General features: G+C 38.5%; 22 protein-coding genes. 4 read left to right on the forward strand and 18 right to left on the reverse strand.

Annotated elements, in window-relative coordinates; all coding sequences use genetic code 11:
• Positions 1-62 precede the first annotated feature (62 nt).
• Complete coding sequence (locus MsAm2_RS04730; RefSeq protein WP_338097115.1) at positions 63-206, reverse strand: hypothetical protein; 144 nt, start codon at positions 204-206, stop codon at positions 63-65.
• A 96-nt stretch (positions 207-302) separates the two neighbouring features.
• Here MsAm2_RS04730 and MsAm2_RS04735 point away from each other — a divergent pair, with 96 nt between their 5' ends.
• Positions 303-1,376 (forward strand): immunity protein Imm33 domain-containing protein, encoded by a 1,074-nt coding sequence (locus MsAm2_RS04735; protein WP_338097116.1) that lies wholly within the window; start codon positions 303-305, stop codon positions 1,374-1,376.
• 2 nt (positions 1,377-1,378) lie between these two features.
• Here the strand turns inward: MsAm2_RS04735 and MsAm2_RS04740 are convergent, their stop codons facing one another.
• Together MsAm2_RS04740 and MsAm2_RS04745 are read right to left on the reverse strand one after the other, a co-directional pair.
• On the reverse strand, positions 1,379-3,766 hold the full coding sequence (locus MsAm2_RS04740) for a DEAD/DEAH box helicase (protein ID WP_338097117.1): 2,388 nt from the start codon (positions 3,764-3,766) through the stop codon (positions 1,379-1,381).
• A complete protein-coding gene (locus MsAm2_RS04745; protein ID WP_338097118.1) occupies positions 3,759-4,436 on the reverse strand; it encodes a hypothetical protein in 678 nt (225 codons plus the stop codon). The genes MsAm2_RS04740 and MsAm2_RS04745 overlap by 8 nt, the downstream gene beginning before the upstream one ends.
• Positions 4,437-4,682: 246 nt before the next feature.
• Between MsAm2_RS04745 and MsAm2_RS04750 the strand changes: the two genes are divergently transcribed.
• The gene (locus tag MsAm2_RS04750; RefSeq protein WP_338097119.1) at positions 4,683-6,548 is read left to right on the forward strand and encodes a DUF2075 domain-containing protein; all 1,866 of its coding nucleotides are present in this window, start codon (positions 4,683-4,685) and stop codon (positions 6,546-6,548) included.
• A gap of 10 nt (positions 6,549-6,558) precedes the next feature.
• On the opposite strand, the gene MsAm2_RS04755 is transcribed toward MsAm2_RS04750, so the two are convergent.
• Entirely contained in the window at positions 6,559-8,367 is a 1,809-nt protein-coding gene (locus tag MsAm2_RS04755) for an ATP-dependent nuclease (RefSeq protein WP_338097120.1), read from the reverse strand.
• Positions 8,368-8,549: 182 nt separating this feature from the next.
• Between MsAm2_RS04755 and MsAm2_RS04760 the strand changes: the two genes are divergently transcribed.
• Positions 8,550-8,936, forward strand: coding sequence for a hypothetical protein (locus MsAm2_RS04760; RefSeq protein WP_338097121.1), 387 nt, complete (start codon positions 8,550-8,552; stop codon positions 8,934-8,936).
• Between the two features lie 18 nt (positions 8,937-8,954).
• Here the strand turns inward: MsAm2_RS04760 and MsAm2_RS04765 are convergent, their stop codons facing one another.
• The 11 genes from MsAm2_RS04765 to frhA all read right to left on the reverse strand — a co-directional run bounded on the left by MsAm2_RS04765 (position 8,955) and on the right by frhA (position 19,498).
• Positions 8,955-9,539, reverse strand: coding sequence for a hypothetical protein (locus MsAm2_RS04765; RefSeq protein WP_338097122.1), 585 nt, complete (start codon positions 9,537-9,539; stop codon positions 8,955-8,957).
• A 246-nt stretch (positions 9,540-9,785) separates the two neighbouring features.
• Positions 9,786-10,052, reverse strand: coding sequence for a hypothetical protein (locus tag MsAm2_RS04770; protein ID WP_338097123.1), 267 nt, complete (start codon positions 10,050-10,052; stop codon positions 9,786-9,788).
• A gap of 583 nt (positions 10,053-10,635) precedes the next feature.
• Entirely contained in the window at positions 10,636-11,835 is a 1,200-nt protein-coding gene (locus tag MsAm2_RS04775; protein ID WP_338097124.1) for an NAD(P)/FAD-dependent oxidoreductase, read from the reverse strand.
• The gene (locus MsAm2_RS04780) at positions 11,832-12,008 is read right to left on the reverse strand and encodes an indolepyruvate ferredoxin oxidoreductase subunit alpha (RefSeq protein ID WP_338097125.1); all 177 of its coding nucleotides are present in this window, start codon (positions 12,006-12,008) and stop codon (positions 11,832-11,834) included. The genes MsAm2_RS04775 and MsAm2_RS04780 overlap by 4 nt, the downstream gene beginning before the upstream one ends.
• A gap of 291 nt (positions 12,009-12,299) precedes the next feature.
• Positions 12,300-13,019, reverse strand: coding sequence for a 2-phospho-L-lactate guanylyltransferase (gene cofC, locus MsAm2_RS04785; protein WP_338097126.1), 720 nt, complete (start codon positions 13,017-13,019; stop codon positions 12,300-12,302).
• A 72-nt stretch (positions 13,020-13,091) separates the two neighbouring features.
• Positions 13,092-13,880, reverse strand: a complete 789-nt coding sequence (locus MsAm2_RS04790; RefSeq protein ID WP_338097127.1) for an ABC transporter permease — start codon at positions 13,878-13,880, stop codon at positions 13,092-13,094.
• 113 nt (positions 13,881-13,993) lie between these two features.
• On the reverse strand, positions 13,994-15,124 hold the full coding sequence (locus MsAm2_RS04795; protein ID WP_338097128.1) for a restriction endonuclease: 1,131 nt from the start codon (positions 15,122-15,124) through the stop codon (positions 13,994-13,996).
• A 925-nt stretch (positions 15,125-16,049) separates the two neighbouring features.
• Entirely contained in the window at positions 16,050-16,907 is an 858-nt protein-coding gene (frhB, locus tag MsAm2_RS04800) for a coenzyme F420 hydrogenase subunit beta (protein ID WP_338097129.1), read from the reverse strand.
• 2 nt (positions 16,908-16,909) lie between these two features.
• Entirely contained in the window at positions 16,910-17,638 is a 729-nt protein-coding gene (gene frhG / locus MsAm2_RS04805) for a coenzyme F420 hydrogenase subunit gamma (RefSeq protein WP_338097130.1), read from the reverse strand.
• Positions 17,639-17,668: 30 nt separating this feature from the next.
• The gene (frhD, locus tag MsAm2_RS04810; RefSeq protein WP_338097131.1) at positions 17,669-18,190 is read right to left on the reverse strand and encodes a coenzyme F420-reducing hydrogenase, FrhD protein; all 522 of its coding nucleotides are present in this window, start codon (positions 18,188-18,190) and stop codon (positions 17,669-17,671) included.
• A 75-nt stretch (positions 18,191-18,265) separates the two neighbouring features.
• Positions 18,266-19,498 (reverse strand): coenzyme F420 hydrogenase subunit alpha, encoded by a 1,233-nt coding sequence (gene frhA, locus MsAm2_RS04815; RefSeq protein ID WP_338097132.1) that lies wholly within the window; start codon positions 19,496-19,498, stop codon positions 18,266-18,268.
• 675 nt (positions 19,499-20,173) lie between these two features.
• Between frhA and MsAm2_RS04820 the strand changes: the two genes are divergently transcribed.
• Positions 20,174-20,893: a DUF169 domain-containing protein gene (locus MsAm2_RS04820; protein WP_420846958.1), complete on the forward strand. Its 720-nt coding sequence runs from the start codon at positions 20,174-20,176 to the stop codon at positions 20,891-20,893.
• 413 nt (positions 20,894-21,306) lie between these two features.
• Here MsAm2_RS04820 and eno read toward each other — a convergent pair whose 3' ends face one another.
• From eno to MsAm2_RS04835, 3 genes are all read right to left on the reverse strand, one after another.
• A complete protein-coding gene (gene eno, locus MsAm2_RS04825) occupies positions 21,307-22,584 on the reverse strand; it encodes a phosphopyruvate hydratase (protein WP_338097134.1) in 1,278 nt (425 codons plus the stop codon).
• 362 nt (positions 22,585-22,946) lie between these two features.
• Positions 22,947-24,038, reverse strand: coding sequence for an AmmeMemoRadiSam system radical SAM enzyme (amrS, locus tag MsAm2_RS04830; protein WP_338097135.1), 1,092 nt, complete (start codon positions 24,036-24,038; stop codon positions 22,947-22,949).
• A 122-nt stretch (positions 24,039-24,160) separates the two neighbouring features.
• Positions 24,161-24,847, reverse strand: a complete 687-nt coding sequence (locus MsAm2_RS04835; protein WP_338097136.1) for a diphthine--ammonia ligase — start codon at positions 24,845-24,847, stop codon at positions 24,161-24,163.
• Between the last annotated feature and the right edge of the window lie 15 nt (positions 24,848-24,862).

The following is a 24,862-nucleotide window of genomic DNA, read 5'->3' on the forward strand; positions in this document are numbered from 1 at the left end:
TCATCCATTCTTGATTTACAATACTGAATTCTCAAAAATATCCATCCAAATCCACTTGAACTTTAACTTTTGGATTGCTTTCGTATTGAATTGTGAAGAATTAAATCAATCTTTCCGGCAGCAATTTCATACATTTTATTTTTTGATTGAATTCCTTTACCGGACGTTTTCTGATTCCTCCATTCACGACCGGCGAAGCCGGTCATGAAGGAGGAATGTTTTCGTTGAAAAAGAAAAAACAATCCTGTCAAAAAATCAAAAAAATAAAATAAATTAAATAGGTTGGGCTTATTGATTGGTTTATGACAAAGGAGATGAAGGGCGAAAAAAACGACGAATTCAGCGAATTTTCGCCCGAGCTTTACGAAGAAGATGAAATAAATGCGGTTGAAGCCCACATCGAACAATATTTCGGTCCGTTTGAATCTGTTTTTCATGAGATTGTCTCTCCCGACATTCACGTCGACATTTGCGTGATTCCGCCAGACAACGGTGCCGGCCGGGACTTTTACACGCTCGTCACAACCGGCATGGGCGCGCATCTCATGAATGTGCCCCAAGAACTCGACGACATGAAACTCAAGCGCGCGGAAATAATGGTCACCCTGCCGGCGGATTGGAACCTTCAAAGTGATGACGAGAAATGGTATTGGCCGCTGCGTTTTCTGAAAATTCTCGCCCGCCTGCCGATTGAAAGCGACACGTGGCTCGGTTGGGGACACACGGTCTCAAACGGCGGCCCGTTTGCCGAAAATACAAATCTTTCCGGCGTTCTTCTTTTAAATCCGTACACCGACAACGGCCATGTTTGCACGCTTCCAAACGGCGATGAAATTAATTTCTACCAGATGATTCCGATTTATGAAGACGAGATGATTTACAAAAACGAAAATGGGACAGAAGCGCTCACCGGTCTTTTTTGGGGCGATGACGTGAACGATGCGGACTTTTTTGATCATGTCGTCAACCTCAGCCGCCGCAATGTTTGCAAAGTTGAAAACCCAAAGGCGCCCGGAAGAAAAAAGAATTACAAAATTCCGGCATCCGAAATGAAAAAATTGTTGGATTTGGACGGTCCGATGGGCTGCATCGCAACTGACCGAATTGTGGTGGACGGTTTTCGTGTCGGGTTTATGTACCGCGAGGAATCGGGTGATTCGGAAGACAGCGGGTGGCGGTTTTTTGCAGGGGATGAAACTGATTCATATTTAGGGGATTCTTTGAATTTGGGGGTTTATTCGTTGAATACGATTGCGAATTATGATGTGGGGATTATTGAATTTCTTAGAGAGGAGGTTGGAGCGGCTTTTTTTAGGGGTGAGAGTGGTGGGTTTGTGAGGGATGAGAAGTGGAGGAAAGAAGAAGGAGAGAAATAAACTCATAATAATATTTTACTCAATTCAAATTTATAGAAATCATCAGCAAATTCAGCATATTTTAAAAAATCATCATTTCCACTAAAATTACCATTTTCATCACGAATTATATTTCCTAATTGGTTATCATTAATTAGTTTATTGATAATATCAATTGTTAGACCCATTTTAACTAAATTTAGTTTTTTGGGGTCATTGGTTCCATACAAAATTTCATTATATTCCGACTCTTGGATTATATCGTAATCAAATAACAATTGAACAAACATGTTTAATTTAAAACTTACAAAATCCTCCTCTATTTTTTGCTTAATAATTGAAATATTGACTAATTCTTTTTTTGTTTTTCCTTTCAAATCGATATACACCTCTTTACCCCCACCAAGAGATATTTCGCCAAAACTTTCCCCAATATATAAATAGGCTTTTTCTGTCAGTTGCCTTTTTTGAAAATAACTTACATTTTTATTAATTTTATAACTCAGTGGGTAATGCCTATTTTCCAGAAACATTTTATAATAATTAATTGCCGGATCATTATCTAATCGGCTAAATTCTTTGTCTTCTATTTTCAAATTGGAAACAAAAATTATTCTTATTTTATCCATTATATGAATTGAATCGCGCATATAATTATTTTTCATATTATGGATTCGGATATAAATATCATCACAGAGGGAATCAGTAATGATATATATGTTAAACATTCCTAATTCCAGCATTTTTTTCTTTAATTGTTCTTTCGGATCATTAGATTTTGAGAAAAATGATTCTTCGTTATCTATAATTATTTTATCTGTTTTATCCGGCTCTTTTTTAAGGATGGGATTTTTTACATCATCTGTAATTATATTTGTTTTTAATTCTTTAATTTTATTAGACATATTTCCTTTTTTTCGATTATATGCATCACTATTTACAAAATGTATTTGAGGATTTAATTTTTCTAAATTTATCGATTGAGAACCGAATATTTGGTCAAGACGATTTACTCGACCAATCAAATTTGTTAAATCTTTTTTATTCATATCCTTAACACTAAGAATAAAAAGAGAATCTATTGGCATGTTCATGCCTTCTAAAATGACATGATTGGCAACAAGAAATGTAATATTCGGAATTTGAATAAATTTAGAAACTAAGTATTCTTTTACATTATCTGGAATTTTTCCATGAAGGTATATTATTCCTTTTTTTAAATAATCAATAATATAAAAATCAGGATGTACATACTTTTGAAGGTTACCAACTACATCAAGTATTTGTTCAGATTTACTTACGTCCTCAATCTTGCCACATAATTCCTTTGAAAATTGTTCTATTTTTTGTGGCCTATATAAATATATAAAAGTTTTACTCGTTTTGTGCTTTAAAATGTATTCCCACATATTTTCTTGAGTTCCGATCTCATAAAATGTGTCTGTGAATCGATTATATTTATGAATTGATTTATCGGTCCTGTATTCAAAATATTCAGGTTCTTTAATATTAAAACGAATCCTATATTCTTTAGGTTCAGGGATTTCAGAATTATTAATTTTAAGATTAGAACTGTCAGAAATTAATGGTGACAAATAAATTATTTTTTGCTTTTTATTACGCATCTTATTTAATCTTAATAATCGAGACAAGAGGACAGATCTTGAGTCTTTATCCAACAAGAGATGAGCTTCATCTACATAAAGAATATCAAATGAGATTACTTCGGATTTTCCCATTAATCTTAGTGCACGTTCTTGAGTAAAAATTGCAATAAAACGTTCTTCTGAATTATACATATCATCATGAATCAGAATTTTATAATTTAATTTTGCCTCTTTAATTTTCCTATATGTCTGGATCAGTAGTGATTTTGTTGGAACAATAATCCCAATTTTATCATTATTTTTAGAATTTAAGATTATATGTTCAATAATGATAGTGCTCTTTCCAAACGAAGTTGGTGCTATATAACTAATCTCATTATTTGAAGATTCTAAAACTCCATTTCGAATTTTCTTTTGTTCAAAGGTTTCGATAATTCCTTCATGATCATACAAAGAATCAATTTGACTACGAATTAAATTATGGTTTATACTTTTTAAAAAAAATAAATCAGTTCTTGTTATTGATTGAGCAATAGGATAAAAGCCAAAATTAACAGAAAAATCATAAAGCGGCTCATAATCAGAATAATTTATAGAATACTTTAAAATTATGTAATATGCAAGCTCCATATAACTTGTATATCTGTTATCAAGTTGATATTTTTTGATCAAAAGAATAGCACAACTTAATAGGAATGTCTTTTCATTACTTGTCATATCGTTGTCGTTTAAAATCAATTTTTTAATTGATTTTTCATAAAACTTATTTTTTTTGAAGTCTTGAATGATGCTATTATTATCCATTGTTTAGCTCTGATAAATTTATGTATTCTAAAAAGATGTCTATTGATTTCTGATTTACACATATTACATGCAATCTGTTGCACTGCAATTTGGTGTTACAAACAGACTTGATTATATCTGCTTCACTTCTTGGAATGCCACCTCTATGATAAAATATTGTAGCACACGGAATAATATTAAATTGATCAATTGTAGAAAAACTTTTATTAATAAAAGAATCAGATAAAGATTTGATATTTTTCTTGATGTCTTCTGCAGTTCCTACATCGCAGTGACACGCATGATTGTATGCATTTTTCCAGGGATTGTTGGGGGTATTTCCAGAAACTTTATTTTTAATATCAGAATAAGCTTCTTTTATTTTATCATTGTGAGTTTTTTTGTGACTTCCAGATTTACTTTCCATAATCCATTCACTATTATTCAAAGAATAATAACCATCAAACCCTTTTTTTATGGATCCTTCTTCCATATTTAAATAAAGAAATTCTTGCTTAAAACCTACGTTATTGAGATACAAATGAATAAAAAATTCAGAAATTGCCCCACATCTCCATTTTTCATCTTTATTATGGAATAAATTTTTAACTTCTTTTTTTACAAATTCAAGATTAGAAGATGAATTTCCAGAACAAATTTGAACAAAATAATCATCAAAGCAGTTGCGCACCTAGCCATTCAAAGCACTTACTTCAATGATACTAAGTTTACCACCAGATAAATCAAACTATTTTTTTTGGAGTGACATTTTGCCCTCAAAAATAAAAGATAAATTAAATGTTAAAAATATATATGATTATAAAAAACTTTTTGTATAAATTCATTATAAATAAAATCAGATTCAATTCCAAATCATTTTATAAAATAAAAACAATTGAATGCAAAAATTGTTTTTATTTCCATAAAGTGATTCTTCATGATTTTATACAGCAGCAACGTCACCGGATTCAAAAAAGACATCAAAAGCTTCCAAATCGTCGACAAAATTGAAAATTCGTTTGTCGACTGTTTTGGAAAGAACCCGTCTCCTTCTGAAAAAAGATCATGGAATAACTCCATGCAATTCATGTCCCAAATTGTCGATGGATCAAACGTTGCCGATGACTGCGGTGTTTTGATTGAATACAATATTCCGACATCCAGTAAGCGCGTCGACTTCATTCTTTCCGGACAAAACAAAGAGGAAGAAGACAATTTTGTCATCATTGAATTAAAACAATGGGATTCGGCGGAGCCGACAGAGAAGGAAGATATTGTCAAAACTTTTGTCGGGCAAGCGGTGCGCGAAGCAGCACACCCCTCTTACCAAGCCTGGTCTTACCAACAAATGATTCACGACATGAACACGGCCGTTTATGAAGGAAACATCAAATCACATTCATGTTCCTACTTACATAACTACAAAGAAAAGAATCCCGAGCCGTTAAAATTGCCCCAATATGCGGAATGCATCCGCCAAGCCCCTGTTTTTTTAAGAGACGATTACAAAATGCTGGAAGATTTCCTTTATTGCCATGTCGGGCGGGGCAAAGGAATGGAGATTCTCTACCGAATTGAAAACGGCAAAATCAAGCCGTCAAAGAAATTAATCGACCACGTTTCCGGTTTGTTTCGGGGAAACAGCGAATTCATTTTGATTGACGAACAAAAGGTTGCTTTTGAAACAATCGTCAATGTCGCAAAAAAGGACGACAACAAGAAAAGAACAATTATTGTGACTGGCGGTCCGGGAACCGGCAAATCCGTCATTTCCATGAATGCTTTGGGAGAATTGTTGAAAAACGAAATGAATGTTCAATTCGTCGCTCCAAATGCTGCTTTTAGAAATGTTCTTTTGGAAATGCTGACCCAACAAATTCCCAAAAATAAAAACCGGATTCGAAATTTGTTTTCCGGTTCCGCCAAATTCTATAACACTCAAGAAAATGTGTTCGACGTTTTAATTGTGGATGAAGCACACCGCCTGAAAAAAGCCGGCGCGTATCAATATCAGGGAGAAAATCAAATCGAAGATATCATAAAAGCCTCCCGAATCAACGTGTTTTTTGTCGACGACTCCCAGCAAATTCGGCCGGAAGACATCGGTTCTGTTCAAGCGATTCGAGAAATCGCTCAAAAATATAATTCCGAAATTGAGGAAATCGAACTCAAAGCTCAATTCCGGTGTTCCGGCGCCGAAGGATTTATGAATTGGCTGACAACGGTTTTGCAAATTGAAGACACCGCCAATTTTGATGGCTGGGACAAAGCGGCTTTTGAATTCAAAATCGCAGACAATCCAAATGATTTGTTGGAAATGGTAAAAGCCAAAAATTATGAAGGATACAAAGCCCGCATGTTGGCCGGTTATGCTTGGAAATGGTCGTCTGAAAAAGAAGGAAACAAAAATGGAGAAATCGAAGACGTCATTATTTCAGAATGCGATTTTAAAATGCCGTGGAACAGCCGGTCCACAACGACATGGGCCATTGATGAAAACGGCGTCAACCAAATCGGTTGTGTTCACACATCACAAGGGCTTGAATTCGATTATGTCGGAATTATTGTCGGAAATGATTTGAAATTCAATCCGGAAACGAAAGAGATCTATGCATCCTATAACGATTACAAAGATATGGTTGGAAAAAAAGGATTAAAAGAAAAACCTTTGGAATTGACGCGTTTGGTTTCCAATGTTTATAAGATTTTAATGTCAAGGGGCATGAAAGGATGTTATGTTTATTGTCGTGATTCGGAATTGCAGGAATATTTGAAAGAGAGATTGGAAAGGACGAGAGAATGAAAAATAATTCTCATGCCCTTTCATATTTTTCAATATTTTCATCTAATTTGATCAATAAATCATAATATGAATCTTCAATATCCGAAATTGAAATGTTTGAATAAAGATTACTTTTGATTTCCGCCAAAATATCTTTTTTTACTTTACTATCCTTAGTATATTTAATAACCCATTTTTCAATAAATTCCAATCTCTTAAATCTGGTTGTTGAAAATGTTTGATAGTCGAATTTTTCTGTTAATTCTGGATGGTTTTTTATTGCATATTCAATTGAATTTTTAAAAGATTGAGGATATATGAAATCTTCAAGTGTATACATACCAGAAACCAAGTTTTCATATTCATACCATGCACCGAGACATTTTTGTTGTTCCTCATATTTTTTATGCGATTCTTTTGCCGGTTTATCAGAGTCACTAATTACAAAATAATTTCGATCTCCTAGTTCCAATATCTTTGCGATTGGCGCAATGTCTGAAACACCATTTGCAAAAGTTCTCCCATACTCCTTTAAATTGTCTGGTATTCTTGAGTCTTTGGAAGATAAAACAATATCGAATACTCTTTTATCCCACCAACCTTCAAAGATTAAATTATTCATTTTTAAAGTTTCAAAAACCGAATAACCCAATGCTCTGAAAATAACTTCATCCTCAGTGATGTTTGATTTATCCACTTGTTTTACGATTGTTTCTTCCTTGGATTTTTCGACAATAAAATGGCGGTTTGGTTGACTTTTATCAATCATAAAAATTGAATGAGTTGAATAGAATACAAGATTTTTTTCAGACATCTTTATAAGTTCTTCTGTCAGATATTTTTGACCAGAAATATGAAGACCGATGTCAGGTTCATCAACGATAATGATTGCATTTTGAATTTCTCCATGCTTTACCTTTGCTGATAATGCCAATAAGAAAGTAATAAATCTTTTGAAGCCGTCACTTCGTTGGTCACAATCATATTTATTTTCCTCATCTTGAATACGAATATTTAAATTGTCACCATCCATCGACAAAGAAAATTCTATATGTTTATAATCTCGCCAGATATCGTTTAAATATTTTGTACTTTTTTGTGCAACCTTTTTCAAAAGATTTTCTAATGCATTCCTACGACCATTTCGTGTATCTGCTAAAGCTTCATTTATATTTTTATATCCTGCTAAATAAAACATTGACTGGAGAGGGAGACAAATTGATGAATTTGCTTCAAATTGAGATAAATTGATACTACTTGGAAGCAAATATTTTTCATCATATTTCCAATAAATAATTTCAGGGACATTCTCAGAGACATATTTGGAAACTGAATCTGCCAATAAGCTGTAAAAATAAAGTACCAATTCTTTGAGTAATTCACCCTCTGTATTTTTTAGATAAGAAGAATTATAAAGAGTCGAATAATAGTTTATTTTTGTTTCAGAACTTTTTAAATCCCTACGAGCATAAGTATCTGTATTTAGCATTATTTCAATTATAGAATTTTCTTGATTTTTAATAACCTCTATTAAAGTTGAATCAAATGCATTAGACCCAACAGTCTTAGAAAGGGCATCTTTAAAATTTTTTTTTGCTGTGTTTATATTTAATTTGAAATAAAAACATATATAAGATTCATCGATAAGTTCGTCTTCCTTTTCATAACGAATATCATCATGATTTACATTCTTACTATTATCTAATAATGAAATTGCTTTTAAGATATTTGATTTACCACTTTCATTTATTCCAACAAAAACCTGACATCTTGGATTTGGAATTATAGTCAAATCTTTAATCGACCGGAAATTCTTAATTTCTATTTTTGAGAGTTGCATTTATTAATCTTCCATATTTATTTTATTGAAGAAAAGAACTATAATTATTTCAATCTTGTTAATCCCCAAAAACCATTTCTATTTTTTAATTCATATAAAGTCCAAAAGTTTTCACCATTATTGCCCATCATCCAAAAAAATTATATACAACACTTAAAATATAACAAAAGAGTTGGTCTATAATGAAAAATCTCCTCATAAAATCAATAATAACAGCTGGTTACTTCCTCGCCCTTTTCCTCATCGGCTCCCTTCTTACCGGAGGAATAACCTACCTCTTCATCCAAGTATTCCCCGAAAAAAATCCTCAAGAAATTACAACGATTGCAGGAATCCTCATCTTCTCCACATTAACGATCATCGACATGCTTCTCATTTACCACAAAAAGATTTCTCCAAGCATCATCGTCATGGCTCTCCCATTTATTATCGGAATCCTCATAAAGTCCTTCCTTCAAAAAACATCCAAGCCGGCCGCCGGAATTATCCAAGACACCTTCAAACACGTCGAAGACAAAATCCGCATGTACGGCATCCGCTCGATTGTAAAAGAGACCGGTCCGATTTGACCGGTTTTTTAAAAAATGTTAAAACAAATCCGACAATTCCGCATACGCCTTTAAAATTTCTTGATAAATCTTGTTGGAATTATTTTCGACCCACACCGTTTTAAACAATTCTTCGCCGGACTTGGAAGAACAGACGCGGGAAATCTCAAATTCAAAAGAAGGGGGATTTGGAAAGATATTTTTCATGACCGTTTCCAAATAAAATCCAATTTTTTCAACATCAGCGCCCGGCTTTAATTCGCCTCCGATGATTTGTTCCTCCGGGAAATAATAAAAATGAACGGCTTTGGATTTCTCAGATTCAAAAAAAGGATCTTCGAGATCAGACGGAATCTGAGGAGGAAAATCCGCTTCGCTCAAACAATAAAATTTGCCGCGAACATTGTCACCCCGATACGTATATTCTTTGAATTCGAGAAAAAGAATTTGACCAAAATGAGGCAAAGCAAATATTTTTTGAATCCTATCCGGATTGCTGAACCTCAACTCGTGACGATACTCATCAATGACGTCCATAAAAGGAAACGGCTCTTGATCTAATTCACACAAAACACGATAAAAACCAACCTGACGCTCTGCGAATTTCACATTTCCTTTTCCCATAAAAATCCCATTTGAATATTTTTGAATAAGACCCATTGGCAAGGAGTTCTATTATTAGTTTTGCCCGAACGTGCAGAAAATGTAAATGAAAACGAAAAACGAAGAAAAATAAAGAAAAACGAAGAAAAGCAAAGAAAAATAAAGTCAAAAAAGACAAAATGAAGAAAAATCAAATCAAAAAAGAATTTGCTGGAAATAAAAATTCAAATCCGGCAAAAACATTAGAATTCAAATCCGGCAAAAACGTTAGAATTCAAACCCGGCTTCTTCAAAAGTTGAATCGTTGGAAGAAGAATCGCCTTCGTTTAAATCAAAACTGCAATCCGTCACATAATAACTGTACTCGGTTGCGTTCGCAACCGTATTATTTTCCAGAGAATAAGAAGCAGCGGCATAAGTTTGCTTGTTTTTTTCACCGCATCCGTACACGTCGGAAGCAAAAATCGGAATGGAAAGCGCCGCAAGCAACAGAAGAGCCAAAACAGCCAGAAATGCGAACTTTCTCGTCTTCATTTATATTTGTCCCCATTTATTAATTCAAGATTATTTGCCGATATTTATTAAATGATATGTATTTTAAAGAATAACTTTTTAATATATATACTTTCTTATGTTTAGAATATTTTATTATACGATTCATAAAATAAATTATAATGGTCATTTTTCATTTAATTCAATCCTTATGATCCCGATTTTTTAGATAATTAAAAGATATTAACCCGAAAAGTATTGAAAAAACGTTTTTAAAAATAAAAACAGATATCAGAAAACTTTAAATTTTCAGCTGGCAGGATCCAAAAAACAAAAAAAATGTAAATAAAAAAGAAAAGTTATGATTTATTTAACAAGGAGATATAATAAATTCATAAATATAAATTTATAAAATAAAAATAAAATAGATAAAATAAAAATCGGGTTCAAGAGAATGAAAAGAAAGTCCGCCGTTTTTATCAAAATTCTCAAAAACGGGTGCCATAACGCGCGCGCATGCTGCCCGGATAGAAAAACAAAACAACAACAAAACAACAAAAACTAAAAAAAGAAAGAAAAAGAAAAGGAAAAAATAAAAAAAGAATGGAAAACGCCAAACCGGACATTAAAATCCGATATAGGCGGCTCCAAGCTTTAACAACAATTTCTTATCGACCGAAGATAAAACTTTGACCAATTCCGGAATTTCCATGACGCCCGTGAAATCCTTTTTCGCAAGCTCACGTGCCAATTTGTTAGCTTCCTCATCCGTCATGTCCACATAATAATCTTTCAAAATCAGATTTATACGCATGTAACGGCCATACATTTTGTCCCATTCGGTTTTGTATTTGGACAGCGCTTTTTCCGACCAGTCCCCGGAATTGACCGCGTTTGCCGCCACTTTTCCCGCAAATTCTCCGGAAAAGAGCGCGCATTTAATGCCGCCGCCCGTAATCGGATCAGTGAGTTGCGCCGCGTCCCCGACAATCATCACGCCTTTGCCGTAAATCGGAACATTTCCACCCGACACCGGAATTCCGCCAAAATTCATTTCTGCGATTTTGCCGTTCGGGAATCGTTCTTGGACAAACTTATTCAAATAATCAATCGGTCGCTCTTCTTTTATTTTGCTGGCCAAAAGACCGATTCCGACATTCGCCCGGTCTTTGCCTTTGGGGAAAATCCAAACATATCCGCCCGGAGCATACCGGTTTCCCATATACAATTCAATGTTGTCCGGATCAATATCAATGTCGGTCATCAAGTACTGAACACCGGATTCGATATCTTTTAATTTAATGGCGGACACAAGCCCCGCCCAGCGGGCGACTTTGGACTCTGTCCCATCCGCGCCAATCACAATTTTGCACCGGATTTCCTTTTCTTTGTCCATGCGAGACACCCGGACGCCGACAACCGTTCCTTTTTCAATGATCAGGCCCAAAGCCGACGTTTTGGTAAAAACGCTCGCTCCCGCACGGGCGGCTGCTTCCACAAGCGACCGGTCAAAGACTTTGCGTTCCAAAATGTAGCCGGCTACTTCATCATTTTTAGAGCGGAGCTTCATGGCGGTTCCGTCCGGCGCGTAAATGGTTGCGCCTTTAATCGGCTGGGAAATATGCCGGGGTTCCAAATCCAAAAACCGGTCCATATCTTTAAGACCGACACCTTCAGCGCAGCGGACCGGCGTTCCGATTTCCTGACGCTTTTCAATCAACAGAACGGATAAACCGCCGGCTGCCGCATATCGAGCCGCCATCGCACCGCCCGGACCCCCGCCAATCACGACAACATCGTATTCATCCATCATTTCGACACTCATCTTTTCACCTCAATCGCGCCGACCGGACACACTTTTTTACAAAAAGAGCAATGATTACAAAGTCCTTCATCCACTTCAATTCGGACTTCTTTCAATTCAAGAGCAAGCGTACTGCAAACCGCGACGCAGGCCCCGCAATAGCCGCACTTATTTCGGTTGATTGTGACTGTCACTGGTATTCACCTGGAATTTCGGGGGTTAAAAAACGGTTACCCGTCCTGAAAAAATATTCAATAATTTTTAAAAATGAAAACAAATAATTTATAAATGGAAAGAGATATAAAAGGTGTATAAATATCATCTGCTATATATGATTTATCCCTAAAAAGCCTTTGTTGCTTTTAATTTGCAAATTTGCTTTTGTACTTTTACAATTTTGTACTTTTACAATTTTGTGTTTTATTTGCACTTTTACTTTTGTGTTTTACACATTGAATCGTTTCTATCATTTCCACATTTGATTTTTACTTTTTATGTTCAAATCGGTTTCTTCCGTTGGTCTCCAAAAGACTCAGCGTTTTGTCGGCAAATTCCCGCAACGGCCCCTCCCCATGAATCAAAAGTTCCGTTAAATCCCCCGGCTCGTCAATGTCAATGGACGCATAAAATGAGTCATAAATTTCCAAACACAGCCCGAGATCTTGGGCTTCATCCACATGTTTTTTAAAACTTTGTCCGTGATATTTGACATCAAAAACATCCGGCGCGCCGATAAAAATCATATTCGTCCCCCCGCCTTTTCCGGGAGCGACGCGAATGAGCCGGCCATATACCTGCGATTTTTCCACAGGCGGACGAACCATTTGGAGAATGTTTTCAGGCCGAAGAAGCGCCAAGTCCGCCATCACAATAAGAATCGGTGCCGCCGATTTTTTTAAATAAGCGTTAACCGCCGAGTTCAAATCCCGCTCGTCGGTTAAGAAGGAAGCGAAACTGTCACCGTTACCGCCATCACTGCCGTTGCCGCTGTCACAAAAGAGAGACAAAACAGATGTTTCGATGGATTTGGAAAGAGCGGTGGTTGACAGCAAATCCAGCTGTGAAATTCCGGCACGCTTCAGAACAGAAACAACATGTTCAAGCATGAGTAAAAAAAGCGTTTGGCGTTCCTCTTCCGATAAGACCGGAGACAACCGCGATTTAGGATTGTCGGGGCGCAGCGGAATCAAAACTCTTGGAATCATGCCCGAGAATTACAAATGAAAAGCATATAAGAATAGCGGACAAAAAATGGATTGAGATGGATTTGGATGATTTTAAATAACTATTCCTTTTTGCCATTTTAAAATTCTGTTTGAAATGAAATGCCGGAATAGAAAATCCAAGAGAAGACCCAAAAGTCCCAACAGAAGCATGTAAACAACAACATAATCCATTCTTTGAAGATTGTAATAAAACCAAAGATTATACCCAATTCCAGAGTTACTGACCCCAAACATTTCAGCCGCTGCCAAACACATCCAACCAACTCCCATTGAAATCCGGATTCCGGAAAGAATCATGGGAGATGCGGCTGGAAAGGCAATGTAGCGGATCAATTGTTTATTTTCCGTGCAACCGAGAACTTTTGCGGCTTCAACATATACTTTCGGGACATTTTTAAATCCGGAATAAGTGTTTAAAACAATCGGAAAAAACATGCCTACAAAAATAATGAATGCTGCTGCAGCATGTGTCAATTTCAGCCAGATTATTGAGAAAGGAACCCAGGCCAGCGGAGGAATAGGGCGAAGAATTTCAACAAGAGGCGAAATGATCCTGTTTATCTTTGGAAACCACCCCATGCCGGCTCCGATTGGAAGACCAAACATAAGCGCCATAAAAAAACCGCCGGCAAAATGATAAAGACTAGTGGCGGTATCTTCGATGAGTGTTCCATTTTGAACTAATTGTACAAAAGCAAGAATAACTCCATGAAAGCTTGGCATATAAAATTGATTTTGAACAATAAAACCCGCGACCAGTTCCCAGATAAAAATAACAAAAAGCAGGGATAAAATCTCAATGTCTTTGGATTTTATTTTTTCATAAAAACGTTTTTCCATAATGAATCAATTTATTTCATTATTTTAAATTAAAAAATAATCTTAGTATTCTGTTGGATTTATATTAAAATTGAAAACAAAAAAATAAAAAATAAAAAAAAGAAATTCGGGGTTTACTTTCGAACCCCGGACGCCTCATTTAAGTCAATGATTTTAATTCCCTTTTGTTCGGCAAAATGGCGGACGTCGGCTGAGACATCGCCTTCGGACACCAAAACGCCGAAATCACACCGGTTAAAGTCACGTGCCTCCGCAATTTCTAAAACATCGGTGGTTGTGACCACGCGTTCTTTTCCAATGACTGATGCGGCATACCGCTGTCCGTCCCCGGAAAGAATCATATCGGCGCCTTTGCCGTTTTGAAGTGTCGTGATGTCAAATCCAAGTTCCGTGAATACGACTTTCACTTGGCTCATGAAATCACCGGCTTCGCCGCCCAATTGTTTGACTTCGGAAGCCGAAATTTGTCCGGTTTTGCCGCCGTCAATGGATTTTGCGGAACTGCCGGAAATGGTTTTGGCATTATTGCCGCCGATGCGTTGGGTTGAATCGCCGGAGAGCTGAGATTTTTGTTGAGAAGCCGCGTTGTTGAGCGCGAATTCGTAATTGGATTGGTTGAACAGAACCGAGCGCATCTTGTCAAAGTAGCGGTTTTCGGTTTCTTCCAAATACAAATCTTTGGCGTCTTGGACGGACATGCGGAATTCATCCATTTGGCTGCGGCGCCCGCGCAGCAAAAAGCGGTATTCTTTTCCGTCTTTGGTGGACATCATAAATGTGGTTCTTTTGTAAAAGAAGTAGGCGAAGATGTCATAAAGCGCACCCAAAATCAGAAGAGCGGCGATGATGTAGATGAAATAGCGGACAATATCCACATAAAATACGATTTCGGACGCATCGATGGAATAATTGCCGACCAAAAAGGAAGACAAGGAATCCACAAGTGCCGGCGTAAAGTAAAGTAAAACGGCGGCGATAATCAAATTGAGAAACATTCCAACGAGGCGTCCCCATTGCGGATGATATACCCAGCCGGTCGACACCACATCTTCCAAGCGGAATTCCCGCATGCTCAAGCCTCTTTTGCTGAGCGAAAAGAAACGTTTGTTGGTCAAAACAAGTGTCGTCCAACTTTTCCATTCGGCCGCTGCCGGGTTGTTGGATGTGTAAAGAGATTCATCTTTCATGTCAACGGAATTGAGCACACGCTCTTCCTTTCCTAAATATTTTGAAAAATCGGCCATCATATCACCTATTTTTAAAATTATTCATTGAATAAAAACTAAACCGACTAAAAATATAAAATAACGAATGTTAAAACAAAATCAAAGATTATAAAGTTATTTTATTCACTATATGATATTATATTCAAACTATTCTAAAATAGGATGAAGATAATCCATTTATAAATTATTAATGAGCCCAAAGCTGCTGAATTGTTATTGTCGCGACTGTATATTTAGATTTAGATTTGCCGCGACCGTTTACAGTCTCAAAATTACTGTAACTGCTTACAGTCTCAAAATTACTGTAACTGCTTACAGTCTCAAAATTACTGTAACTGCTTACAGTCTCAAAATTACTGTAACTGCTTACAGTCTCAAAATTACTGTAACTGCTTACGGTCTCAAAATTACTGCATTTTCCCACCATTTTCTGCGGTTTTGCTACATATTTTTGATCATACGCGTATTTTTTTTCCGAAAAATTCGGACGCGATGCGCGTCCGAGTTTTCCGGAGTTTGATTGAGTAGAATAATTTGTATTTTGTATTTTATGTTTTGCATTTATATTTTACATTTTACATTTTGCATTTATATTTTGCATTTATATTTTGCATTTATATTTTGCATTTATATTTTGCATTTTGCATTTTATGCTTTATAATTTTGTATTTTTTTGTGTTTTTTTACGTTTTTTGAAAAAAAATGCCCACCGTTTTTGCTGAAAAATAATCCAAAAATGTCGCTATAACGCAATGCTTGTGCCGCCACAGAAAGCAAAAAGAAAAAGCAAAAAACAAAAGCAAAAGATAAACAAAAAAATAAACCACCGACACTTTTTCCAAAAAGAAAGAGAAAATGATTAAATGATTTTCTCTTTTTTCCTTTTGAGGTGATTTTTGAAATGAATGCGTAAAACTTTGTCGCATTGAAAAAGTTTTTCCGTTTAATACGGAACCGGAAGCCCCATGGCAACTCTGTGCTCGATTTCCTTGGCGTTTCTGGTCTTTTTATCCACGGATAATTTTTCAAGAAGCGGGAAACCGACTTTTCCTTCCATGTCAATCGGCTTGGTTTCAAGCTTGCCGTCGGCAATCATTTTGTCAATGAAATCTTTACCGCGCTGGTTGCGGATAAGAACCGTGCTCCAGCCGTCCGGAGAGCCGACCGATCCGGTCGAAAAATCCGCATATTCCGATGTGTAATCCATACAGACGTGACAAGCTTTTTGCTCATACGGCATGGTTTCCTTAATCGGGATCGTACGCGGCTCACTGCCGTCTTTGGGATAGACAAAGAGCTTTCCTTTTCCGATATCGGTTTTTAAAACGTCGTTCATTTTCACATCAGCATACTGCTCGATCAAGGTTTTCATTCCTTCGTACGGGAAATTTTCCATACAGAAAATACCAATCACAAGACCGATATTTCCGGCGGTCAGACGGAATCCGGCGGGGTACTGCATCATTTTGCGCATGGCAATAATCTGACACGGCGTTCCGACAAATCCAACTTTTTCAAGCGCGTATTCACGAACGGCACTTTTAACCATCGACACATTCGGGCACAAGGAATATTTGGTTCCGCTCGCCGACAAAATTTCAGCTTTGGTCCGGGCGATTTTGGGTTTTGGAGAAAATCCGTCTTCGGTGTTGGCCACAATGACCCCGTCCAAAAGACCGTTTTCCAAACCATAAACATACGCGGCCGATACAATTCCGCCGTCTTGGGATCTCTTTAAGATTTCAGGATCCGTAGACCGGGCGGCAATAACGGAAATAAATTCTCCAACCGGTTTTGACATATTTAAACCCCCAAAATTCCCTTTGCCTTTGGCATTCTGATTCTCGGACATTGCATGATACAAGAGCCGCAGTTAATGCAAAGCTCCATCCGAACGTCCGGCTTTCCGTCAAACATTTCAATCGCACGCACTTGACAGGACGCGGAACACGAACCGCAGCCCATACAAAGACCCTGGCTGATGACGCGTTTCCACAAGTCATCTCCACTGGCATCTTTGTTTTTCACGAATTCGGCATATGGCTCCAAGTAGTCCGTATCGCCTTCAAGCGCCGCCACGACGAACTTCACAATCGCGTCGGTGGACGGCGGGCATCCCGGAATCGCAAAGTCCACCGGGACAACCGCAGAAATCGGCACGAACGCGGCATGTGTCGGCTGCGGATTTTGTCCACCGCGACTGAACCGGGTCACACACCCGGTCGTTGCACAACCTCCAAGAGCGACCACGATTTTTGTTTTCGCGCGCACATCTTGAATGAGTTCCACCGCATGATGATCATCCAAACAAACACTGCCTTCCACAAGCGCAATGTCAACATTTTCCGGATAAGCCCGCTCAATCGTCAGTTTATCCTCGCTTTCCGTGACCCGTGTGAATTCATCCGCCAAAGTCAGCGCATAAACCAAGTCAACCATTTGCAAAATATCCAAAAGTTTTTCATAAGTGTCTGCAAAAGAAATGAGACACCCCGTACATCCGCTTAAATGGACGTGTGAGACTCTTACCAATTTATCACCCAATTTTTTATCAATCAATCCTTAATCTTTCAAACAATTCAATTCTTCCAAAACCATGTCTGCCGCTTTTTCCACCGATAACGAAACTTCATCGGAAAGGTCCATGCAAATGTCCGGCGCCGGCATATTTTTGTACTGACAGCCGATGACCACGACATCAATTCCAAAATCACGATTCAAATCAACCAGCATTCCCGCAAGCGGCATATCATGCGCATCAATTTGATATTTCGGAATTTTTGGCAAATCTTTAGGATACAGCCGAATCATTTCCCCGGGAGCCAACCCGTAATCGACAATGTCGACAATGATTATTTTTCGAATCACTGTGTTTTCGTCAATCAAAGAGAGAATGAAATGAGACGCACCGGTTCCGGCATCAATAATTCCGAGTTGATCGGAACTTAACGGTAAAGCGTCTTTTTTGGTCGAATTTTTTATTTCGTTGAGCCGGTTGACGACATGAAAACCAAATCCGTCGTCTCCAAACAGGATGTTTCCACACCCCAGCACAAGAACTTCCTTTTCCAAATATTTTGGCAACTCTAAACCCTCTCTTTCATCCTTTAATTTTCATCTCTTTTTTGACGCGCGTTTTGGTAATGGATGGGTCAAACTTTACTGAAACACCTTTTCGTCAATGATTTTGTCATCTTGGTCTTTGACAATCATGTGAGTCGCACATGAAACGCAAGGGTCATAGGCCCGGGCAACGTGTTCAGCAAACTTGTAATGTTGTCCGATGGTTGCGGTTCCGATAATCGGAATGTTCCAAGTGGTTGCGACAATGGCGGTGTAGTCCACGATTCTTCCGGTCCGGTCAATGACCGCCGTGTGAACGTTGTGGCCGCGGGCGGCTTCAAAGGGTCCGACACCGACTTTTTCGCCGTCGCCGACAATCGGGCTTTCCGAACGTGGAGCGCCGTTTGTGTTGAGGGCGTCGAGAAGGTCAAGTGCGCGCGGGGCGTAGTGGCACATTTCAAGCGCGCGGGCTTTGTGAATGCCGAGCGTTCCTTTTTCTTTGAAACCTTCGAATTTTGCCATCCGGGCGCGAGGTCCGACTTCAACCAAACTGCCTTTGTATTTGGGAACGTTGGTGCAGGCATGGAGGGCGACTTCTTTGGGGAAAATTTCAAACGGCGACACTTCGACGGTGTCGGCGTGGTTATACAAGGAACGGTCACGGTAGGTCAAACTGGTGGCCAAGGTTGGGAAATTGTGGTAACCGAGTTTTTCGGGAATGTCTGTTCCGTCTGCCAACTTTCCTTTGTTAAAAAGATTCATCATGTATTCGGATTGTTCTTCCGCGAGCTTTTGGTAGGCTTTGCAGCGGTCAATCAATTTGTTTTTGGCTTCCGGTGTGATATTTTTAGCCATTCCGCCGATTTTGACGTTGGGCGGGTGAATCGCTTCGCCGCCGATCGTGTCCACGAAATATTGACCGATGCGTCTCATTTCCTGGATTCTTTTGATGACTTCCACGCGGTCTTTTTCCGGAACGTAGTCCGGAGAAATCAAGAACTGGTGAAGCGGGTGGGATTGCATTTTGTTTCCAATGCCGGTGAGTTCCCTTAAAATTAAACCGTCTTTTGTGGGTTCAATCCCGCAAGCATCTTCGATACATTCGACGGCGGAGACGGAGTGGGAAGTCGGGCAAATGCCGCAGAATCTGGAAACGGCAATCGGTGCGAATTCGGCAACTTTTCCGGTCAAAAACTTTTCAAAACCGCGAACCGGCGTTACGCTGTGGTAGGCACCGTATTCGACAATTCCTTCGTCGTCGACCGTTAAGACCAAATTGGTGTGTCCCTCATGTCTTGTTGTTGGTTTATACTCTACTGTTTTACTCATTCAATCACCTGAAAAAAAGCATCTGTCCTGCAAAAAGCATGACCGGATGTTTTTTGTTCGTTTTTTGAAAAATAATGATAATATGAAGCTCTTGAACCGTATTTTTACTTTTAAGATGTTTTTACAATACGATTATGTAGTTTTTACAATTTTATGTTTATACGGTATGTTTCTACATTTTTCTTGCATATTTCTCATGTATTATCATTAAAATCGGCTGATTCTCTTTTTGAAGGCCTTTTCTGTACTAAAACGAGGTATTATAAGAACATTATGGATGATTCCTATTTTTTTGAGGATTTCGGGACCGTTTTTTTAAAAAATCATACAATAAAAAACATAATGGGCCGACAATATTTTTAAGAACTGAAATGAGATTTCTAAAATCGGAGTCCTATGTCTGACTTTATATAATAATAGAAAAATATATATACATTTGGCAATTTTAATGAGGATTTCATTTTAAAAAAAGGAATAGAAATGATAATCTTTTTTCATTAAGTTTACAATTATTTCAAATAAAAGAATGTTAAAGGATATTAAAAAAGAATTTTGTTAAGAGATTAAAAAAGAATCCTGTAAAGGATATTAAAAAAGAATTTTGTTAAGAGATTAAAAAAGAATCCTGTGAGATTAAAAGATTTAATATACAATTGCAATGAAAACGGATTTGAGGTGGAAATTTTGAATCCAATCGATCAAAGAAAGTTAAATGACTATGGAAATGAACTGAAAAGCCTTTTGAATTTGAAAGGGTCTCCTGTCGGCGTTAAATTGATTTCTCCGGGAAAGGAATCCGAGATTCCCGCCGGTATGGAAAAAATAGACAAACAAATGCGTCACTGCCAAATGACAGATTATGTCCGGCGGACCAAAGAGAGTTTTTCAACCGGTTATGAAGATCATCAATGCAAAGGCGGCGCTGCCGCATTGGGTTTAGGAGAACTTCCGGACAAAGTCCGAAGCGGACAGTTTTATTGTGACGGCCTCCATCATTTTAAAACCGTGGAAAGTGCCAAAAAAACCGTGGATTTGATTACGTTTTTGGGTCCGAAGACCCGGATTTCTGCGCTTTACGCGCCCTTGGAATCCACAAAATTCATTCCGGACGTTGTGATTTTTATTTGCACGCCCAAACAAGCCATGTTGCTCACCCAAGGATATGAATTTGAGGACGGCGGGCGGATTGAAGCGGCTTTTTCCGGAAAACAAAGTGTCTGTTCCGATGCGGTTGCCCATGTGATGAAGACCGCAAAGCCAAATATGACGATTGGATGCAGCGGCAGCCGGGCATATACCAAAATCACCGACGACGAACTTTTGTTCTCCATTCCAACAAAAGACATCGAGAAAACGGTCATCGGATTGCGTTTGATTTTAAGCGACAAAACGTAACAAAAACCTCTCTGTGCGGGTTTTTCAAAGGATGAAAAAGGACAGAATGCCGCCAAAATTCATTGCGCAAACGCCACTTTCTTCGGTCGCGAAATTTTTGGAGGAGGGATTGAAATTATCCAATCCCAAGAAAATCCTCCCAAAAAATCGAGATGCTTTGCATTTCGATTTTTTCGGATTTTTCATATGAAACAGATGTCGTAGGGGATATTTTGGAAATATTTGGTTGAAAAATTCAGCAATGCCGGAAAAAAAATAGAAAAACGATGCGGCAAAAATCAAAAAATATGATAAAATCAATATGCTATTTTTACAGAATTGTTAAAAATTGTTGTCCTAATGCACATGGCAGCGGCATAAAAAAGAACAACAAATGGCAAAAAATTAAAAATTAAAAAAATAAAAATGCCGGCTTAAAGCCGGACATATTCAGCCGCGTCTCCCAATTCTTCTTCAATCCGGAGAAGTTGGTTGTATTTGGCGGTCCGCTCTCCGCGGGCCGGCGCTCCTGTTTTAATCATGTCGGCCCCAAGCGCGACCGCGAGGTCAGCAATCGTTGTGTCTTCCGTCTCAGCCGACCTGTGGCTGACAAATAAGGAGAATCCGTTTCGGGTGGCCAGCGTTGCGGCATCAATCGCTTCCGAAAGTGTTCCGATTTGGTTGACCTTTAACAAAAGACCATTTGCGGCACCGCATTCAATTCCTTTGGCAATTCTTTCCGGATTGGTGACAAATAAATCATCGCCGACGATAATGGTTTCCCAGAGTTCTCCGGTTAAGTTTTCAAAGTCCTCAAACGATTCTTCGTGGAACGGATCTTCAATGGACAAAATCGGATAGTTGTTCACAAGTTCAATATAAAAAGCGGTCAACTCTTCCGGGGTCATGACTTCGCCGTCGAGTTTGTAATTTTCGCCGTCAAAAAATTCAGAAGCTGCGGCATCTAAACCGATTTTAATGTCTTCTTCGGAATAACCGGCACGGTCAATCGCAATCATTAAAGCGTCCATGGCTTCGGTTGTTTTTTCCATTTTCGGGGCGTAACCGCCTTCAAAACCGACGTTTGCCGAGGATGCGCCATAGGATTCCTGAAGGTATTTTCCAAGTGCGTGATAGGTTTCGGCGCCCATTTGAATCGCCTCTTTAAAAGTTTCGGCGCCGACCGGCTGAATCATAAATTCTTGAATCGCCAAATCGTTTCCGGCATGTTTTCCGCCGTTCAGCACATTTAATGTCGGAACCGGAAGGCTAAACGAGTTGGAGCCGCCCAAATACCGGTAAAGCGGAACATTTAAGCTGTCCGCCGCGGCTTTTGCGACCGCCATGGAAACGCCCAAAATCGCATTTGCCCCCAGATTGGATTTGTTGTCGGTGCCATCCATTTCAAGCATCAACATATCGATTTCACGCTGCTTTCGGACATCCATGCCGATAAGAGTGGAGGAAATTTTTCCGACATTTTCCACCGCTTTTAAGACACCTTTCCCCATGAACCGGCTTTTGTCTCCGTCGCGCATTTCCAAAGCTTCATGCGTTCCGGTGGACGCGCCCGACGGAACGGCGGCCCGGCCGAATCCTTTGTCGGTAAAAATATCTACTTCCACAGTCGGATTGCCGCGTGAATCTAAAATTTCACGGGCGATAATTTTTCGAATCGCAAAGCGGTCTGAACTGTTTCCTGAATACTTCATAAAATCACCATGAAAAAAATGAATCCTACCAAGTCAAATAAAAAATAAAAGTTTTTAATTATTTTCTGGTAAAACAACTCAAACCTATAAAGCGTTTTTCAAAAAAATATTCAAAAAATAATGAACCTCAAAAAATGTCAAAAATAAAGAAAAAATCCTGAAAAATTTAAAAACACATGAAGAAGATTCCGAAAAATTTAAAAACACGTGAAGAAGATTCCGAAAAATTTAAAAACATATGACTAATTTTTCAAAAAAAATAAAAGAGTTGGCTTTTTTCAAAAAAAATAAAAGAACTGGCTTTTTTCAAAAAAAATAAAAGAGCTGGCTTTTTTGAAAATAATAAAAAAAATAATAAAAAATCAAGGGTCAAAAAGATAAATTTCCCGGCCGCATTTTTCACAAATATGCTTTCCATTATCCTTTTTTAAATTCACAAAATCCGCAAGCGAATAACTTCGATGAATCAGCAAGGTTTTGCAGTCCGGACAGTATGTGTTTCTGTATTTGGATTCGATGTTTCCGATGTAAACGTAGTCCAGTCCGGCATCGTTTAATATTTTTTTGGAATTCTCCAAAAGAGACAGCGGTGTGTGGGAAACATCGGTGAACCGGTAATCCGGATGAAACGCATTGAGGTGAACCGGCGTTTCTTTTCCGAGATTTTGAAAAATCCAATCCGCCATCTGTTTTATTTCTCGCGGGTCATCGTTTTGCCCCGGAATCAAAAGCGTGACAACTTCCACATGCAACCTCAATTCTTTAGCTTTTTTGGCGGACAGTAAAACCGGCTCCAAATCGGCTTGGGCGATTTTTGAATAGAAATTCGTGTTGAAGGCTTTGATGTCCACCCGGTAAACATCAATAAACGGCGCGAGTTTTAAAAGCGCCTCCGGTGTCATGTATCCGTTGGTCACCAAAATTACATAAAGGCCGTTTTCTTTGGCCAAAACAGCGGTATCGTAGATGAATTCGTACCAAAGAGTCGGCTCATTGTACGTAAAAGAAATGCTTTTGGATTCCAAAAAAAGAGCGCGGAAAATAACTTCTTCCGGCGTTATTTCTTCGTCATACTTCTCCGGACCATAACATAAAAAACCGGTGTCCGAATCCAAATCCGAATTGTTTTTATTTTCAAACAAAACTTGGGAAATCCGCCAATTTTGGCAGTGCAGGCATTTGAAATTGCAGCCGATGGTTCCCAAAGAATAGGTTGTGGTGCCCGGCAAAAAATGATAAACCGGTTTTTTTTCAACCGGATCGATGGCTTTGGAGGAAACCATCCCGTAATTTAAAGAATAAAGTTTCCCGCTTATGTTTTTTCGAATACGGCAAAACCCGGTTTTCCCCGGAAAAATCAGACAGCGGCGGGAACAAAGATGGCATTTGACTTTGTTGTCGGGCAACGGCTCAAAAAACATCGCCGGTTTTGGACCAACTCCGGATGAATTCACCTGTTTCTCCTCCTCTTCATTTCATACGAATTTCATAAGTTTCATGATTTCATGAGTTTCATGCAGATACGCGGATGTCATACTTTTCGCATGCCTCATCATATGTAACTTATTTCTGATTTTTACGGTTTGTCATCCAACCGTGTTTCCAAAATACGGAAACATCCGCGGTTTTTCAGCCAATATTTTTTCGTATTCACCGGAACGATTTTCTTTTTAAAAAAAGGGGCATCCAAAACAGCCGTTTCAAATTCGCCGCCCTCGCCGGCGATATGGACATATTTTAATTCATGCAGCCGCTTTAAATCCAAAAGAGCGTCCGCATTCAATTGCCGTCCCAGCCACTTTTCATCCAAGCCATCGGCGGCAACCGCCGCAAAAATAATTTCCATCCCGGAATGAATCATCTCCGAAATCAGTGTTTCCGGGTCGAATTTCCACAGCGGGGAAAAGGATTGCAAATCACATTTCCGGCAAGCGTCATCCACCCGCTTCTTTTGATATTCCGACTCAATCGCGCCCGAACATATTCCGGAAATTCCATATTTGGATTTCGCATCCATTAGCGCGCTTTTCAAGTCGTCCAATTCTTTTTCTTTGACACCGTTTGTGGATTGGTACAAAAGAGGAATTCCGGACGCGTCGGAAATGTCTTGGACCAAGCCCATATTGATGGAATGAAACATATAGGATTCTTTATTTTTTGGAACCAAACAAATCAGGCAGACAACATCATGTCCGGCCGCTAACATTTTCCAAACGGCAAAAACCGAATCTTTCCCGCCGGAAACCAGTGCGCCGAGTCTCATAAATCCCTCAAATTT

Origin of the sequence: Methanolapillus ohkumae, from assembly GCF_032594355.1 — an archaeon.
Classification (GTDB): Archaea; Halobacteriota; Methanosarcinia; order Methanosarcinales; family Methanosarcinaceae; genus Methanolapillus; species Methanolapillus ohkumae.

What these genes read in the sequence shown, in the direction of transcription:
- MsAm2_RS04790 (WP_338097127.1), bottom strand. Translation starts at nt 13,880, where the DNA reads ATGGAAAAACGTTTTTATGAAAAAATAAAATCCAAAGACATTGAGATT.
- frhA (WP_338097132.1), bottom strand. Translation starts at nt 19,498, where the DNA reads ATGAGTAAAACAGTAGAGTATAAACCAACAACAAGACATGAGGGACAC.
- MsAm2_RS04795 (WP_338097128.1), bottom strand. Translation starts at nt 15,124, where the DNA reads ATGGCCGATTTTTCAAAATATTTAGGAAAGGAAGAGCGTGTGCTCAAT.
- MsAm2_RS04750 (WP_338097119.1), top strand. Translation starts at nt 4,683, where the DNA reads ATGATTTTATACAGCAGCAACGTCACCGGATTCAAAAAAGACATCAAA.
- MsAm2_RS04835 (WP_338097136.1), bottom strand. Translation starts at nt 24,847, where the DNA reads ATGAGACTCGGCGCACTGGTTTCCGGCGGGAAAGATTCGGTTTTTGCC.
- MsAm2_RS04740 (WP_338097117.1), bottom strand. Translation starts at nt 3,766, where the DNA reads ATGGATAATAATAGCATCATTCAAGACTTCAAAAAAAATAAGTTTTAT.
- MsAm2_RS04770 (WP_338097123.1), bottom strand. Translation starts at nt 10,052, where the DNA reads ATGAAGACGAGAAAGTTCGCATTTCTGGCTGTTTTGGCTCTTCTGTTG.
- MsAm2_RS04765 (WP_338097122.1), bottom strand. Translation starts at nt 9,539, where the DNA reads ATGGGAAAAGGAAATGTGAAATTCGCAGAGCGTCAGGTTGGTTTTTAT.
- cofC (WP_338097126.1), bottom strand. Translation starts at nt 13,019, where the DNA reads ATGATTCCAAGAGTTTTGATTCCGCTGCGCCCCGACAATCCTAAATCG.
- MsAm2_RS04775 (WP_338097124.1), bottom strand. Translation starts at nt 11,835, where the DNA reads ATGAGTGTCGAAATGATGGATGAATACGATGTTGTCGTGATTGGCGGG.
- MsAm2_RS04730 (WP_338097115.1), bottom strand. Translation starts at nt 206, where the DNA reads ATGACCGGCTTCGCCGGTCGTGAATGGAGGAATCAGAAAACGTCCGGT.
- frhB (WP_338097129.1), bottom strand. Translation starts at nt 16,907, where the DNA reads ATGTCAAAACCGGTTGGAGAATTTATTTCCGTTATTGCCGCCCGGTCT.
- MsAm2_RS04755 (WP_338097120.1), bottom strand. Translation starts at nt 8,367, where the DNA reads ATGCAACTCTCAAAAATAGAAATTAAGAATTTCCGGTCGATTAAAGAT.
- eno (WP_338097134.1), bottom strand. Translation starts at nt 22,584, where the DNA reads ATGAAGTATTCAGGAAACAGTTCAGACCGCTTTGCGATTCGAAAAATT.
- MsAm2_RS04760 (WP_338097121.1), top strand. Translation starts at nt 8,550, where the DNA reads ATGAAAAATCTCCTCATAAAATCAATAATAACAGCTGGTTACTTCCTC.
- MsAm2_RS04735 (WP_338097116.1), top strand. Translation starts at nt 303, where the DNA reads ATGACAAAGGAGATGAAGGGCGAAAAAAACGACGAATTCAGCGAATTT.